Here is a 16,040-nt window from a genome sequence, read left to right on the forward strand (position 1 = left end):
GGCGATAACATCGAGATCCGTGGAGAGCTCATCGCTCCGATCGCGATGGAAGAGGGCCTCAGGTTCGCTATCCGTGAGGGTGGACGCACCGTCGGCTCGGGCCGTGTTACCAAGATATTGAAGTAACAAGCCTCTACATTGTAAGTGCGAGGTCCGGGCCACAAGTTGGTCCGGACCGTTCGTCACTCGCAAAGCATGAATGGTTGACCGTAAAGAATCGCGGATGCTAGAGTACGCTCCCGCATGATTATCACGCCGGATCTTTATCTGGCGCGCAGGAGGTCGAATGAGGACTTTGGTGACATTGGCGTGTTCGGAGTGCAAGCGCCGCAACTACACGACCAAGAAGAACAAGCAGAATAATCCGGAGCGAATCGAGTTCAAGAAGTATTGTAAGTGGTGTAGAACTCATACTCCTCACAAGGAAACCCGTTAGAATCTACGGGCAAGCGATTAGGCCAGTAGCTCCAATTGGTTAGAGCGCCGGTCTCCAAAACCGGATGTTGGGGGTTCGAGTCCCTCCTGGCCTGCCAGTAAATAACGGCTGCAATATCGTAGCCTATAGAATAGACGTCTAAAGACGAAGCCCGTCGGAGAAGAAGTGAGAGATGGCCAAGACATCAGATAAGGCACAGAAGCGAAACATCTTCAAGCGCATTTCGGACTATTTCGCTGGAGTGGTCACGGAGTTCAAGCGTGTAGTATGGCCATCGCGCCCCGAGGTTCTAAACTCAAGCATCGTGGTCATCATCACACTGATCTTCTTTGTCGCCTTCACGTTCTTGGTCGATCAGGCTGCAGTCAATGTTGTGTCGTTCATCGCTGGATTAGGTGGCTGAGTATATGGCAAAGAAATGGTACGTCATCCACACCTATTCCGGGTATGAGAACAAGGTCAAGACCAACCTCGAGCATCGCATCGCATCGATGGGAATGTCCGAGAAGATATTCGAAGTGTTCATTCCCAAGGAGTCGGTGACCGATATCAAAGAAGGCGGAAAGCGCGTCACTAGCGAGAAGAAGGTCTTTCCGGGGTACGTTCTGGTCGAGATGGATCTGGATGACGAGTCATGGTACGTAGTTCGGAGCACCCCTGGAGTTACCGGTTTCGTGGGGTCCAGGGGAAACCCGGTGCCGCTCTCAAGAGATGAGTACCGCCGAATAGTCAAGCGCACCGAGGTCGGAGCTAAGCCCAAGACGTCTACCGACTTCGTTGCTGGGATGACCGTTAAGGTGAACAGCGGACCTCTGGCCCAGTTCGATGGAATTATAGAATAGACGTCTAAAGACGAAGCCCGTCGGAGAAGAAGTGAGAGATGGCCAAGACATCAGATAAGGCACAGAAGCGAAACATCTTCAAGCGCATTTCGGACTATTTCGCTGGAGTGGTCACGGAGTTCAAGCGTGTAGTATGGCCATCGCGCCCCGAGGTTCTAAACTCAAGCATCGTGGTCATCATCACACTGATCTTCTTTGTCGCCTTCACGTTCTTGGTCGATCAGGCTGCAGTCAATGTTGTGTCGTTCATCGCTGGATTAGGTGGCTGAGTATATGGCAAAGAAATGGTACGTCATCCACACCTATTCCGGGTATGAGAACAAGGTCAAGACCAACCTCGAGCATCGCATCGCATCGATGGGAATGTCCGAGAAGATATTCGAAGTGTTCATTCCCAAGGAGTCGGTGACCGATATCAAAGAAGGCGGAAAGCGCGTCACTAGCGAGAAGAAGGTCTTTCCGGGGTACGTTCTGGTCGAGATGGATCTGGATGACGAGTCATGGTACGTAGTTCGGAGCACCCCTGGAGTTACCGGTTTCGTGGGGTCCAGGGGAAACCCGGTGCCGCTCTCAAGAGATGAGTACCGCCGAATAGTCAAGCGCACCGAGGTCGGAGCTAAGCCCAAGACGTCTACCGACTTCGTTGCTGGGATGACCGTTAAGGTGAACAGCGGACCTCTGGCCCAGTTCGATGGAATCATCTCAGAGGTTAACGTGGACCAGGCTAAGATCAAGGTTCTGGTCTCCATCTTCGGCCGAGAGACGCCGGTCGAGTTGAGCTTCGACCAAGTGTCGAAGATATAGTTTCAAGGTTTGCTGCACACGAAGAGGATGTGCTGAGACTTAGGTCATGGTAAGGAAGTGACATCAGGAATGCCAAAGAAGATTGTTGGATACATCAAACTCCAGATACCTGGAGGCCAGGCGAACCCCGCCCCGCCGGTAGGCCCCGCACTGGGTCAGCACCAGGTAAACATCATGCAGTTCTGCCAGTCGTTCAATGCGGACACACAGGACAAGATCGGCACGATAATCCCCGTAGAGATCACGGTCTATGAGGATCGGACATTCACCTACGTCCTCAAGACTCCTCCCGCTGCTGTTCTAATCAAGCAAGCGGTAGGGATCGAGTCAGGGTCAGGGACCCCTAATCGGACGAAAGTGGCCACTATCACCAAGGCTCAGGTTCGCACGATTGCAGAGACCAAGATGGTTGACCTAAACGCCAATGATATCGAGGCCGCGATGCGCATCATCGAAGGTACCGCTCGTTCGATGGGCGTGACCGTAGAGGCGTGATTCGGGATTCAATCCGTGCAGGTATGTAAGTCCGATTGACGTGGGAGGGCCGAGCGCCCGTTGACCACAAGGAGGAATACAGTGAAGAAGAGCAAGCGTATGCAGGCGGCGAGTGCCGCTGTGGACAGGGACAGACTACACTCCCCTAGGCAAGGACTAGGACTCTCCAAGGAACTTGGTGTCGCCAAGTTCGACGAGACAGTTGAAGTCCACTTTCGTTTGGGTATCGATACTCGTCAGGCAGACCAGCAGGTTAGAGGAAGCGTCTCCCTGCCTCATGGGACGGGTAAGAGCGTGAGGGTCCTGGTCTTCGCCGAAGGAGATAAGGCCCGTGAAGCTGAGGCCGCCGGCGCCGAATTCGTGGGCGGAGATGAGCTGATCGAGAAGATACAAGGTGGGTTTCTCGGCTTTGATGCAGCGGTTGCAACACCCGATATGATGGCCAAGGTCGGTCGCCTGGGTAAGATTCTTGGCACCCGGGGTCTGATGCCCAACCCGAAACTGGGCACCGTCACCATGGACGTTGAGCGCGTCGTCGGCGAGCTCAAGGCTGGGCGCGTTGAGTACCGCGCTGACAAGTTCGGTATCGTCCATGTCGGCATCGGCAAGGTCAGCTTCTCCACCGAAGCGCTGATCGAGAACTACTCCATTGTTCTTGACGAGATTCTGCGGGCCAAGCCGGCATCGAGCAAGGGTAAGTACATCAAGTCGATAACCGTTGCTTCCACCATGGGGCCCGGCATCAAAATCGATCCCGCCAAAACCAGGAACCTCCTTGACGAGGATCCAGACGCCTAAGCTTGCGCTTGTCAGGGTCGACTCTAAAAGGTAGGTTGCGTTGTGAGTGCTTGTGTTGCATAATGACTGCTGTTTCTAAACCGAATAAGTGTGTCGATCCAACTGCCTAAGACAGCAGGTGCTCTATCCGGAGCATAATGATTTGACTGAAAGCCAGTCGAATTCCCTGCCGAGGTGGAAGCCGATGTAGACCGATGTAAGACTTCAATCGCTCTAAACATCTGAGGCCTCCGCTGAATCTGGCGGGGGCCTCTGTTTTGAGTCCCTCGCGCCTCTCTCGCCGAGAGTATAGGGGCGCAAATTGGAAACCTCACACGTTGGAAAGGAGGGAAGAGTATGCCCAAAGCATCCAAAGCCGGCACCGTCAGCGAGATCAAGGACAAGCTTGCCGAGTCCGCCGGAATCATCATGGCCGACTATCGAGGGCTCTCAGTCAAAGAGATGCAGGAGCTTAGGTCGCATGTCGGTGCATCCGGAGCGCAGATGAAGGTCTACAAGAACACTTTGACCGAGATTGCCCTCAGAGAAGTCGCGATGCCATCGATGGACGAACTTTTGTCCGGCCCTACTGCTTTCATCTTCGTGAAGGCAGATCCAGTGGATCCGGCCAAGGCGTTGACTGAATTCGCCAAGAAGCATACGGCACTGCAGATCAAGGGAGGGTTCATCCAGAACGCCCTTGTAGACGCGGCGGGAATCGCCACGATAGCCTCTCTGCCATCGCGCGAAGAGTTGCTGGCAAAGTTGATGGGAACCATGGTCAATCCGGTTCGTGGATTCATGTCCATGGCCAACGCACCTGCAGGTGCCCTGGCCAGAGTCATCAAGGCGGTCGCAGATCAGAAAGCGGCTGCATGAGACCGGCTTCAGCCGCGTAGTTCTTGATAATCGTTGTGAAAACCAAAGGAAAAGGAGTAAGTCAAATGTCGAATATCACTCGTGAGGAAGTTCTGGAGTGGGTCAAGGCCGCTCCTGCACTAGAGCTAGCTGAGCTCGTCAAAGAGATGGAAGAGGTCTTCGGTGTCTCTGCCGCAGCCCCGGTCGCTGTGGCCGCTGCTCCGGCTGCTGGTGATGCTGGCGCCGAGGCCGAGGAGAAGGACAGCTTTGATGTCGTCATCACCCATGCTGGCGACAAGAAGATCCAGGTCATCAAGGTCGTTCGTGAGCTTGACTCCGGCTTGGGCCTGAAGGAAGCCAAAGAGATCGTGGATGCTGCCCCTAAGGCCGTACTCTCCGGTGTGAACAAGGAGCGCGCCGAAGAGGCGAAGGGCAAGTTAGAGGAAGCCGGCGCTACCGTCGAGCTCGCCTAGTCGGCATAGAAGCCCAGTACTAACAGGGAGCGTCTCTAGGCAGGGATCATTGATCAAAGATGGTCGTGATCCCTAGCCTAGAAAGCGCTTCGACCCGAAGAACGCGGTGCGCATCCAAGGCATACTTGTGCGCATCGGGTTCTTTGGGTATACTTATGGTTTGCGATTGTCATGACAGCCTGGTCCTTGAAGGAGGAATTGCCTGGTGCCCCGTGGACAAGGTCCCCTCACTGTAAAGGCTGGCACACGCCAGCGACGCACGTTTGCGAAGATTCCGGAGATTCTGGAAATCCCCAACCTCATAGCTATTCAGCGGGAGAGCTTCGAGTGGTTCTTGGCGGAGGGTCTTGGCGATGCTTTCGCCGACATCTTCCCGATCGAGAATAAGACACTCGCCGTTCACGTTGTGGGCTATGAATTCGGTGACGCCAAGTACTCTGTTGAGGAGTGCAAGGACAAGGACATGTCCTACAAGGCGCCCCTCTTCGTCGAGATACAGCTGATCAACAAGAAGACTGGTGAAGTGAAGGAGCAGCAGATCTTCATGGGCGATTTCCCGCTCATGACCGATCGAGGAACCTTCGTGATCAATGGAACCGAGCGAGTCGTCGTCTCTCAGCTCGCCAGGTCTCCAGGCGTTCACTTCGAACAGAAGCGCGACAAGGTCAAAGACAGGCTTCTGTACACTGCTAAGATTATTCCGGACAGAGGGCCTTGGCTCGAGTTCGTCATAGATCACCGCGGGATCCTTTCGGTCAAGCTCGATCGTAAGCGACCTGCCACACTGCTGATCAGGGCCCTTGGTATTGCCGAGTCTCGCCAAGACATCCTTGCGCTTTTCGGCGACTCCGAATGCGTACAGCGGACGTTGGATAAGGACTCAGAGGAGACCCGCGAGGAAGCCCTTATAGAGATATACACTCGCTTGCGTCCCGGCGAGCCCCCGACCGTTCAGTCCGCACAGGATCTGCTGGAGTGGATGCTCTTCAACCCGAGGCGTTACAACCTCGGCAAGGTCGGTCGCTATAAGATCAACAAGAAGCTCGAGCTGGACCTTCCAGACACGCAATCCGTTCTGACGAACGAAGACATACTCGCGTCGCTTCAGTATCTTGTCCACCTATGGGAGGGCACTGAGGGCAAGAGTGTCGACGACACGGATCACTTCGGCAATAGGCGCGTTCGAAGCGTCGGCGAGCTCATCCAGAATCACTTCTGGAAGGGACTCAAGCGGATGGAGCGTGGCATCAAGGACAAGATGACCATCCTCAGTGACGAGGAAGTCACACCGCAGTCGCTGTTCAACATCAAGCCCATCGAGGCCTCCATCAAGGAGTTCTTCGGCTCGTCGCAGCTTTCACAGTTCATGGACCAGACCAACCCCATGGCTGGATTGACCCATAAGCGACGTTTGACAGCACTGGGCCCGGGTGGACTCTCCCGCGAACGAAGCTTCTTCGAGGTTCGCGACGTGCACCCAAGCCACTACGGACGCATGTGCCCCATCGAGACACCGGAAGGTCCTAGCATCGGACTCATCGGCTCGATGGCTACGTTCGCCCGATTGAATCCTTACGGTTTCATCGAGACTCCGTATAGGAAGGTAGTCAAAGGGAAGGTAACCGGTGAGATCGAGTATCTGACTGCCGACGTGGAGGAGCGATATGTCATCGCTCAGGCCAACGAGCGTTTTGATGCCAAGACCGGAAAGTTCTTCAGCGATCGAGTACTGTGCCGCACTCGTGGCGGGGTCCCCAGCGAGGTCGAGCCTGCTCGGGTCGACTACATGGACGTCTCCCCTCGGCAGATGGTATCGGTCACGACGGCACTGATTCCATTCCTCGAGCACGACGACGCAAACCGTGCGCTCATGGGTTCGAACATGCAGCGTCAGGCCGTGCCGCTTCTTCGCCCCAGTGCTCCGCTTGTGGGCACTGGATTGGAGCACAGGGCTAGCATCGACACTGGCGAGATCATCCTGGCTCGTCGCGACGGAACAGTGGAGTACATCGATGCTCAGCGGATTGTGATTCGTGCGGCCGATGGTATGGGCATCGATGAGTACCACCTTCCCAAGTTCTTGCGTTCGAATCAGGGAACGTGTATCAACCACAAGCCACTCCCTAGTGTTGGAGATGTCGTCACCGCTGGCGACGTTCTTGCGGATGGTCCGTCGAGCGAGAGCGGCGAGCTGGCCCTGGGCCAGAACCTTCTTGTCGCATTCATGCCGTGGGAAGGTTACAACTACGAGGATGCCATCATCGTCTCGGAGCGACTTGTTACCGACGACCTGCTGACCTCGATCCACATCGAGGAGTTCGAGGTCGAGGCCAGGGACACCAAGCTTGGCCCCGAGGACATTACTCGCGAGATCCCGAACGTCAGCGAAGATGTGCTGGCTCACCTCGACGAGGACGGCATAATCCGGGTCGGCGCCGAGGTATTCCCGGGTGACGTGCTCGCCGGTAAGGTCACACCCAAGGGCGAGACCGAGCTGACTGCCGAGGAGCGTCTGCTCCGTGCAATCTTCGGTGAGAAGGCTCGCGAAGTCCGCGACACCTCGCTCAAGGTGCCTCACGGCGAGAGCGGCCGGGTCATCGGCGTGCGCAAGTATAGCCGCGAGGCAGGAGACGACCTCGCACCGGGAGTCAACGAGCTCGTTCGGGTCTACGTCGCCCAGAAGCGCAAGATATCCGAGGGAGACAAGCTGGCTGGTCGCCATGGGAACAAGGGTGTCATCTCCAAGATATTGCCAGTAGAGGACATGCCCTTCCTGGCCGATGGTACGCCGGTAGATATCATCTTGAACCCGCTTGGCGTTCCAAGCCGTATGAATATCGGACAGCTGCTCGAAACTCACCTCGGCTGGGCCGCACACGTCGGATGGTCTGACGCGGACAACCAGAAGGATCCGGTTGAAGGTCCGATCCATGTCGCCACGCCCGTGTTCGACGGAGCAACCGAGGAAGAGATTTCCAACGTCATCGAGGCTGCAAACCGTAACGTTATGATTGCCGCCACGGCCAAGCTCGGCGATAAGGTCATCCCCGAGTCGGTTCCACAGCTCACCCGTGAAGGCAAGGCCACTCTTTTCGATGGCCGTACCGGAGAGCCATTCCGTGAGCCGGTCACCGTTGGCCAGATCTACATCCTCAAGCTTCTGCATTTGGTAGATGACAAGATCCATGCCCGCTCCACCGGTCCATACTCGCTCATCACTCAGCAGCCCCTCGGCGGTAAAGCTCAGTTCGGTGGTCAGAGGTTCGGTGAGATGGAAGTATGGGCGCTGTATGCGTACGGCGCAGCCTATGCCCTCCAGGAGATTCTGACGATCAAGTCAGACGATGTTCTCGGTCGCGTGAAGGCGTACGAGTCCATCGTGAAGGGCGAGAACATTCCCGAGCCAGGAATTCCAGAGTCGTTCAAGGTTCTGGTCAAGGAGATGCAGTCCTTGTGTCTGGATGTTGAGATCCTCTCCAAAGATGGCGGGGAGATCGCGATCAAGGATGAGGACGAGGATATCTTCAAGACCGCAGAGGACTTCGGGCTGGACCTGGGTGGAAGCGAAGAAGCAGAAACAGAAGGCATCACAACCGAAGCCCTGGAAGAGCTGCTTACCAGCGACATCTCTGCCCTTGATCTTCCCGATAGCCTGGATGAAGAGGAGTAATTCGTGCTTGATGTCGATGTGAACAACTTCGATCGCCTTCGGATAGGCCTAGCCTCGTCCGAACAGATTCGGCAATGGTCTCGTGGAGAGGTCAAGAAGCCCGAGACCATCAACTACCGTACCCTGAAGCCTGAAATGGACGGATTGTTCTGCGAGAAGATTTTCGGTCCCAACAAGGACTGGGAGTGCTACTGCGGCAGATACAAGCGCGTTCGCTTCAAGGGGATCGTCTGCGAGCGTTGTGGCGTAGAGGTGACGCGAGCCAAAGTCAGACGTGACCGCATGGGACACGTCGAGCTGGCAGCCCCGGTCAGCCATATCTGGTACTCCAAGGGAGCCCAGAACCGCTTGGGCTACCTGCTGGATATCGGCCCGAAGCACCTGGAGAAGGTGCTGTACTTCGCGTCTTCTATCATCAGTCGCGTTGATGAAGAGGCCCGCGAGACCGATATGGCCGTCCTCCAAGACGAACTCCAGGCCGACCTCGAAGGTCTCGATGCCGAGATGCAGGTCGAGATCGACTCTGTCATCAAAGCTCGGGATCGGATTGTAGGAATCGCCAAGGGCGAGATAGAGCCCGAAGAAGGCGATCAGGTCGATGAGAACATAAACGACCCCGACTATCTCAAGAAGGTTGTAAAAGAGGCCGAGCAAGAGGTCCGCGACATCGAGAAGGATTTCAAGGCCCGCGCTGAGCTGTATCAGGAGGCCTTCGACACCTTCCAGAAGCTGACGCCTCGCATGTTGATCGCCGACGAGACCCTCTATCGCGAGATGAAGGCGCGCTACGGCGACTACTTCCGCGGTGGGATGGGCGCAGAGGCAGTCAAGGACCTTCTCGAAAGCGTCGACCTCGATCAATTGGACGAGGAGCTTCGCACGATCATCAATGAGAGCAAGGGGCCCAAGGCCGACAAAGCAGTCAAGCGACTACGTGTCGTCTCGGCGTTCCGGAACTCGACCAACGAACCATCGTGGATGATTCTTGATGCGATTCCCGTAATCCCGCCGGCGCTGCGGCCGATGGTCCAGCTCGATGGTGGGCGTTTCGCAACAAGCGATTTGAACGACCTTTATCGCCGCGTGATCAACCGCAACAACCGACTCAAGAAGCTCCTGGACCTGGGTGCCCCTGAGATCATCGTGAACAATGAGAAGCGCTTGCTCCAAGAGGCTGTCGACTCGCTGTTCGACAACGGGCGTCGCGATCGTCCGGTGACCGGATCGGGCAACCGTCCCCTCAAGTCGATCTCGGACATGCTACGCGGTAAGCAGGGTCGGTTCAGGCAGAACCTACTCGGAAAGCGTGTCGACTATTCAGGTCGATCGGTAATCGTAGTCGGACCGGAGCTCAAGCTGCATCAGTGCGGTCTGCCCAAGACCATGGCACTCGAGCTCTTCAAGCCGTTCGTCATGAAGCGACTTGTCGACCTTGACTACGCACAGAACATCAAGAAGGCCAAGCGCATGGTCGATCGCGGCAAGTCCGTGATCTGGGATGTACTCGAGGAAGTCATTGCGGACCATCCTGTCATGCTGAACAGGGCTCCTACCCTGCATAGGCTGGGAATCCAGGCATTCGAGCCTGTTTTGGTCGAAGGTAAGGCTATTCGCATCCACCCGCTGGTCTGCACAGCGTTCAATGCTGACTTCGACGGAGATCAGATGGCGGTCCACCTCCCGCTGTCCGTCGAGGCCCAGGCCGAGGCTCGCGTGTTGATGCTATCCACCAACAACATCAAGTCACCGGCGCACGGTAGACCGCTCACCACTCCGACACAGGACATGGTGATCGGGCTTTACTACTTGACAGCTGTCAGGGAGGACATGGAGGGCCACGGCAGGATCTTCGGCAATGCCAGTGAGGCCATTCTTGCTTATGACAGCCGCAGCGGATTGGATCTCCAGGCCCAGATCGAGGTTCGCCTCACCCGCGACATCCGCGAGGAGTATCGCGATGGAGATGAGCTGAAGATCCGCGAGCGGAAGGCAGGCGAGCGTCTCCAGACATCAGTCGGAAGACTCTTCTTCAACCGTGCATTCCCCGAGGACCACGTCTACTGCAACTTCGAGATAGACCGGAAGGGTATCTCCCGTATCGTCGAGGAATCCGCTAACGTCTACTCGACCAATGTGATGTCCAAGCTGCTCGATGAACTCAAGTGGCTCGGCTTCCACTATGCAACACGCGCTGGCCTGACCGTTTCCGTATACGACGCCAAGATTCCTCCCAAGAAGAAGGAGATCCTCGAGGCACGCCAGGCCGAAGTCGAGATCATCGACCGCCAATACGAGCGCGGTCTGATAACCGCAGATGAGCGGCACCGCACCATCGTCGATGTCTGGACCAAGGCCACCGATGAGGTCGGAGAGGCGATGGCAGAGAACTTCGACAAGTTCAACCCGATCTTCATGATGGCAAACTCGGGAGCCCGGGGGAACATCAAGCAGATTCGTCAGCTCGCTGGAATGCGCGGACTTATGGCAAACCCCAAGGGTGACATCCTTGACCGCGCTATCATGTCCAACTTCCGAGAAGGGCTCTCTGTTCTGGAGTACTTCGTCTCCACTCACGGTGCTAGGAAGGGTCTTGCTGACACCGCTGTGAAGACCGCCGACTCGGGGTATCTGACCAGGAAGCTCGTGGACGTCGCTCAGGATGTCATTGTTCGGATGGCCGACTGCGAGACCGACAAGGGTCTCGAGTTCACGATCGTCCCCTCATCAGGCGACGGCAAGGTGGACTACAACCTCGTTGGACGATGCTTGCTAGAGCCCGCCGTTTCGCCAGAAACCGGCGAGGTGCTCGCCGAGGCTGGGGATTACCTCGCCACGGAGGCTCAGCTGTTGGAGCTGCTCGGTAAAGGGGTTCAGTCCCTCACCGCCCGAACAGTTGCTACATGTCAGGCACCGCACGGCATTTGTCAGCACTGCTACGGGTGGGATCTTGCTAGTCGCAAGCCCGTTGATATCGGTACTGCGGTCGGCATCATAGCGGCGCAGTCCATCGGAGAGCCCGGAACCCAGCTGACCATGCGGACCTTCCACACCGGTGGAGTCGCAGGTGAAGACATCACCCACGGTCTCCCGCGTGTAACCGAGCTCTTTGAGGTTCGCAATCCGAAGGGCCAGGCCATCCTTGCCGAGATCTCTGGAACTCTCAGGATCGAGGACGACGAGAAGGGTCGCAAGCTCATCGTCGCTTCCGAGGATGGCCAGATCAAGGCGCACCCCGTTTCACGCAGGTCCAGACTCAAGCGCGGTGTCGAAGATGGCGCGACTATCACTGCCGGACAGCAGATGACCGAGGGCTCGATCAACCCTAAGGAGCTCCTCCGCCTGAAAGGACCGATGTTCGTCCTACGTTACGTGGTGACCCAGGTCCAGGAGGTCTACCGCTCACAGGGCGTCGACATCAACGACAAGCACATCGAGGTCATCGCGACTCAGATGCTACGGAGAGTTACTATCCTAGATCCGGGCGACACGGAGTTCCTGCCGGGTCAGCTGGTAGATAAGCATGTCTTTGAGGCTGCCAACAAAGCATGCGAAGAGCAGGGGCTGAGACTTGGCGATGCTGCACCTGCGTTGCTCGGTATCACCAAGGCATCCTCGGCAACTGATAGCTACCTGTCGGCAGCTTCGTTCCAGGAGACCACAAAGGCCCTGACTGACGCGGCGATCAACGGCAAGGAAGATCACCTGATTGGTCTGAAGGAGAACGTGATCATCGGTAAGCTGATCCCTGCGGCGACCGGCATGGAGCGCTATCGCAAGGTGAATCTCACGCACAAGGGCCAGAAGGCTGAGTGGGACTATCGCACCGAAGGTCCGCTGCCCGAGTTTGCACCGGATGACCTCCTCGAACTGCAGGCTCTGCTTCCGGCCCCGAGCTCCTATGAGCACTCTGCCGATGCCGCAGACCTCCTGATCGAGCTGGAGGACGAGCACCTCGACGACGAAAGTCTGCTTGCCGATGTCTCGGAGTTCGTCAATACGGTCTTCGAGCCCGAGGCGCCAGAGGCCGATCCAGTTGTCGAGAATGCACTCGAGATGGATGCGGGTATCATTGAGCTCGGACTATCGGTTCGCACTCAAAAGCTGCTGATCACCGCTGGGATGATCAGTGTCGGTGAGGTCGTGAACCGCGGCCGCTCAGGCTTGCTTTCGGTGGAAGGCATCGGCCCCAAGGCAGTCGCCGAGATCGAAGAAAGTCTTTCGACAGCCGGACTCGAGCTCAAGGCTTAGTGACTCAATATCCCCTCGGCGGATGAGACTTCGCGCTCATCGGCCGAGGGGATGATCGTTCAGGGGGTGGATACGCCCGGATGCGTGGCATTTGACAGTCCGCATGCCGTTTGCTAAAGTTGCTCCTTGTGACTGTTGTCGGCCCTGGTTCATTGTGTATTCGAGCCAAGTCCGTGTGAACTTGTCCCGATTATGACAAAGGAGATTGCGTTGCCCACTATCAACCAACTGGTCCGTAAGGGCCGCAAGGCGAAGGCGATGAAGAGCGCCACGCCTGCCCTGAAAGGCAATCCGCAGAAGCGTGGAGTCTGTACACGTGTATACACCACCACGCCCAAGAAGCCGAACTCGGCACTTCGCAAGGTTGCTAGGGTCAGGCTCGTCAATCAGATGGAGATCACCGCATACATCCCCGGCATCGGGCATAACCTCCAGGAGCACTCGATCGTTCTGGTGCGTGGCGGTCGTGTGAAGGACCTCCCTGGTGTTCGCTACAAGGTGATCCGTGGCACGCTTGACGCGGCAGGTGTGAACAACAGAAGTCAGTCGCGGTCCAGATATGGGGCCAAAAAGCCCAAGAGCTAAAGGTTAGGTCAGAGTCGACGTCGCCGAATGCGAATGGCGGGCGTCGGGTACGTTTTATGTCTACGAATCAAGGAGTGCAAGAATGCCAAGGCGCACTGCAGCAGCTCGCCGCGAGATAGCGGCCGATCCAATCTATAACAATCGTCTTGTCACCCAACTGGTGAACAAGGTCCTCCTTCACGGGAAGCGGTCTCTGGCCGAGCGAACCGTTTATGACGCATTCGCGATGGTCGAGCAGAAGTCTGGCTCCGACCCTCTGGCTACGTTCAAGAAGGCCATGGACAACGTTCGTCCGACCCTAGAGGTGCGCCCCAAGCGCGTTGGAGGTGCTACCTACCAGGTGCCAATCGAAGTCAACTCCCGTCGTTCCACTACGCTGGCAATACGATGGATGGTCAATTTCGCGCGCAATCGCCGAGAGAAGACGATGGCAGAGCGCCTCGCAAACGAGATCCTCGATGCTTCCAACAGCACCGGCGCCTCGGTAAAGAAGCGTGAAGACCTGTACAAGATGGCCGAGTCCAACCGGGCTTTCAGCCACTACCGCTGGTAAGTGTTCGAATTCCGTACGCTGTGATTCGATCAGCGCTGTTGAAGCTACTCTAGAGGAGAGACATTTCCGATGGCTCCAAAGAAATATCCGATATCCAAGACCCGAAACATCGGGATCATGGCACACATCGACGCTGGGAAGACGACGACCACTGAGCGCATCCTCTTCTTCACCGGTAAATCGCACAAGATCGGCGAGGTCCACGATGGCGCTGCCACCATGGACTGGATGGTCCAAGAGCAAGAGCGTGGCATCACCATCACCTCTGCAGCCACCACCTGCTTCTGGAACGACCATCGTATCCAGATAATCGACACGCCCGGACACGTGGACTTCACTGTAGAAGTCGAGAGATCACTCCGCGTGCTCGATGGGGCTTGCGCTGTTTTCTGCGCTGTAGGCGGCGTGGAGCCACAGTCTGAGACCGTGTGGCGACAGGCTGACAACTACCGGGTACCTCGCATTGCCTACATCAACAAGATGGACCGCACGGGTGCGGACTTCCTCAATGTCATCCAGATGATGAAGGATCGACTCAACACCCGCCCAGTGCTCCTGCAGCTGCCTATTGGCGCCGAGGACCGCTTCACGGGCATCATCGACTTGCTGGCCATGAATGCCGTTTTCTTCAATGAGGACGACAAGGGCATCGACCCCACCGTCGGCGAGATTCCTGCCGACATGGCTGACGACGCTGAGTTGTATCGCCAAGAACTCATCGAGGCTGCCGCCGAGTATGACGATGCGCTACTCGAGAAGTTCCTCGCCGAGGAGCCCATCGGCCTCGATGAACTTCGCTCCGCCATACGGCAGGCGACAATCGACTGCGCAATTACACCAGTGGTTTGTGGCGCGTCGTTCAAGAACAAGGGTGTTCAGGCACTACTTGATGCGATCATCGACTACCTGCCCTCACCCGTGGACATCCCCGCTATCAGGGGCAAGGACGTCCGCTCCGGCGACGAGGCCGTTAGAGAGGCTGACCCCAAGCAGCCATTCGCAGCGCTTGCATTCAAGGTCATGACCGACCCGTACGTCGGAAAGCTCACGTATTTCCGTGTGTACTCTGGCTCTATGGACGCAGGCTCCTACGTCCTTAACTCGACAAAGGGCCACAAGGAGCGCATCGGTCGACTTCTCGAGATGCATGCGAATTCCCGCGAGGACATCTCGGGCGTCTCGGCAGGGGACATCGTTGCTGCAGTAGGGTTGAAGAACACGACGACCGGGGACACGCTCTGCGCCGAAGGCGAGGCAGTGATTCTGGAGTCAATGGAGTTCCCCGATCCGGTCATCGATATCGCCATCGAGCCAAAAACCAAGGCGGACCAGGAGAAGCTTGGCCAGTCCCTGGCCCGTCTCGCCGAAGAGGATCCGACTTTCAGGGTTCGCACCGACGAGGAGACCGGCCAGACGATCATTGCTGGTATGGGCGAGCTGCACCTAGAGGTCATCGTCGACCGCCTCTTGCGGGAGTTCAAGGTCGAGGCGAACGTCGGTAAGCCGCAAGTCGCATACCGCGAGACCGTCGGCAAGCGCTACGACGGTGTCGACATGAAGTTCGCGCGTCAGACAGGTGGACGTGGTCAGTACGGCCATGTCGTCATCAACGTCGTTCCTCAGGAGCCCGGTGCAGGCTACGAGTTCGCGAGTAAGATCGTCGGTGGAGCCATTCCCAAAGAGTACATCCCAGCGGTCGACAAGGGCATGCAAGAGGCTCTCAACTCAGGCGTTCTCGCCGGATACCCCGTTGTGGACGTCAAGGTGGAGCTGGTCGACGGATCCTATCACGAGGTCGACTCTTCCGAGATGGCGTTCAAGATCGCTGGATCGATGGCCATCAAAGAGGGCCTTCGCAAGGCCTCGCCAAAGCTGCTTGAGCCGATGATGGCGGTGGAAGTGGTCACCCCCGAGGACTTCATGGGCGATGTCATGGGCGATCTTTCCAGCCGAAGAGGCCAGATCGAAGGTATGGAACCCAGGGGTTCGGCCCAGGTCATCCGTTCCAAGGTGCCCCTTTCGGAGATGTTCGGTTATGCGACAGATCTGAGGAGCCGCACCCAGGGTCGTGCGTCATACAGTATGCAATTCGCTGCTTACGAGCAGGTTCCCAAGTCCGTGTCCGAAGAAATAGTCGCCAAAGTCGGCGGCGAAGCGAGCCGGGGGTAGATCATGGCCAAGAAGAAGTTCGAGCGCACCAAGCCGCACGTCAACATCGGTACCATCGGTCACGTCGACCATGGCAAGACGACACTGACCGCAGCTATCACCAGGACGCTTTCCGAGAAGGGATGGGCGG

Annotated in this window: 15 protein-coding genes, 1 tRNA gene, 1 pseudogene and 1 other annotated feature; all 17 genes and pseudogenes read left to right on the forward strand. The window is 56.9% G+C overall.

Translation table 11 applies throughout. From position 1 onward, the window contains the following. A partial coding sequence (gene tuf / locus M1617_01210) for an elongation factor Tu (GenBank protein ID MCL5886915.1) occupies positions 1–126 on the forward strand: 126 nt, incomplete at its 5' end. Positions 127–286: 160 nt separating this feature from the next. After that, positions 287–436 carry a 50S ribosomal protein L33 gene (gene rpmG, locus M1617_01215; protein ID MCL5886916.1) on the forward strand — a complete coding sequence of 50 codons (150 nt, stop codon included), beginning with the start codon at positions 287–289 and terminating at the stop codon, positions 434–436. Positions 437–455: 19 nt separating this feature from the next. Continuing rightward, positions 456–533, forward strand: a tRNA-Trp gene (locus M1617_01220). Positions 534–608: 75 nt separating this feature from the next. After that, complete coding sequence (secE, locus tag M1617_01225; protein ID MCL5886917.1) at positions 609–839, forward strand: preprotein translocase subunit SecE; 231 nt, start codon at positions 609–611, stop codon at positions 837–839. Positions 840–843: 4 nt separating this feature from the next. Beyond that, on the forward strand, positions 844–1,278 hold the full coding sequence (gene nusG, locus M1617_01230; GenBank protein MCL5886918.1) for a transcription termination/antitermination protein NusG: 435 nt from the start codon (positions 844–846) through the stop codon (positions 1,276–1,278). 38 nt (positions 1,279–1,316) lie between these two features. After that, positions 1,317–1,547, forward strand: a complete 231-nt coding sequence (gene secE, locus M1617_01235) for a preprotein translocase subunit SecE (protein MCL5886919.1) — start codon at positions 1,317–1,319, stop codon at positions 1,545–1,547. A 4-nt stretch (positions 1,548–1,551) separates the two neighbouring features. Continuing rightward, a complete protein-coding gene (nusG, locus tag M1617_01240) occupies positions 1,552–2,082 on the forward strand; it encodes a transcription termination/antitermination protein NusG (GenBank protein ID MCL5886920.1) in 531 nt (176 codons plus the stop codon). Positions 2,083–2,151: 69 nt separating this feature from the next. Continuing rightward, positions 2,152–2,577 carry a 50S ribosomal protein L11 gene (gene rplK / locus M1617_01245; GenBank protein MCL5886921.1) on the forward strand — a complete coding sequence of 142 codons (426 nt, stop codon included), beginning with the start codon at positions 2,152–2,154 and terminating at the stop codon, positions 2,575–2,577. Positions 2,578–2,676: 99 nt separating this feature from the next. Further along, the gene (gene rplA / locus M1617_01250) at positions 2,677–3,375 is read left to right on the forward strand and encodes a 50S ribosomal protein L1 (GenBank protein ID MCL5886922.1); all 699 of its coding nucleotides are present in this window, start codon (positions 2,677–2,679) and stop codon (positions 3,373–3,375) included. Positions 3,376–3,462: 87 nt separating this feature from the next. Then, positions 3,463–3,641, forward strand: a sequence feature (ribosomal protein L10 leader region). 70 nt (positions 3,642–3,711) lie between these two features. Beyond that, positions 3,712–4,233, forward strand: a complete 522-nt coding sequence (gene rplJ, locus M1617_01255) for a 50S ribosomal protein L10 (GenBank protein MCL5886923.1) — start codon at positions 3,712–3,714, stop codon at positions 4,231–4,233. Between the two features lie 65 nt (positions 4,234–4,298). Continuing rightward, positions 4,299–4,685, forward strand: a complete 387-nt coding sequence (rplL, locus tag M1617_01260; protein ID MCL5886924.1) for a 50S ribosomal protein L7/L12 — start codon at positions 4,299–4,301, stop codon at positions 4,683–4,685. A 205-nt stretch (positions 4,686–4,890) separates the two neighbouring features. Then, the gene (locus tag M1617_01265; protein MCL5886925.1) at positions 4,891–8,355 is read left to right on the forward strand and encodes a DNA-directed RNA polymerase subunit beta; all 3,465 of its coding nucleotides are present in this window, start codon (positions 4,891–4,893) and stop codon (positions 8,353–8,355) included. Between the two features lie 3 nt (positions 8,356–8,358). Continuing rightward, positions 8,359–12,564 (forward strand): annotated as a pseudogene (locus M1617_01270) (DNA-directed RNA polymerase subunit beta'). A gap of 249 nt (positions 12,565–12,813) precedes the next feature. Beyond that, the gene (gene rpsL / locus M1617_01275) at positions 12,814–13,188 is read left to right on the forward strand and encodes a 30S ribosomal protein S12 (protein ID MCL5886926.1); all 375 of its coding nucleotides are present in this window, start codon (positions 12,814–12,816) and stop codon (positions 13,186–13,188) included. Between the two features lie 82 nt (positions 13,189–13,270). Beyond that, positions 13,271–13,741 carry a 30S ribosomal protein S7 gene (rpsG, locus tag M1617_01280; protein ID MCL5886927.1) on the forward strand — a complete coding sequence of 157 codons (471 nt, stop codon included), beginning with the start codon at positions 13,271–13,273 and terminating at the stop codon, positions 13,739–13,741. A 69-nt stretch (positions 13,742–13,810) separates the two neighbouring features. Further along, positions 13,811–15,910, forward strand: a complete 2,100-nt coding sequence (gene fusA / locus M1617_01285) for an elongation factor G (GenBank protein MCL5886928.1) — start codon at positions 13,811–13,813, stop codon at positions 15,908–15,910. A gap of 3 nt (positions 15,911–15,913) precedes the next feature. Next, a partial coding sequence (locus M1617_01290) for a GTP-binding protein (GenBank protein MCL5886929.1) occupies positions 15,914–16,040 on the forward strand: 127 nt, incomplete at its 3' end.

This window comes from Actinomycetota bacterium, assembly GCA_023488435.1.
Classification (GTDB): domain Bacteria; phylum Actinomycetota; class Coriobacteriia; order Anaerosomatales; family UBA912; genus UBA912.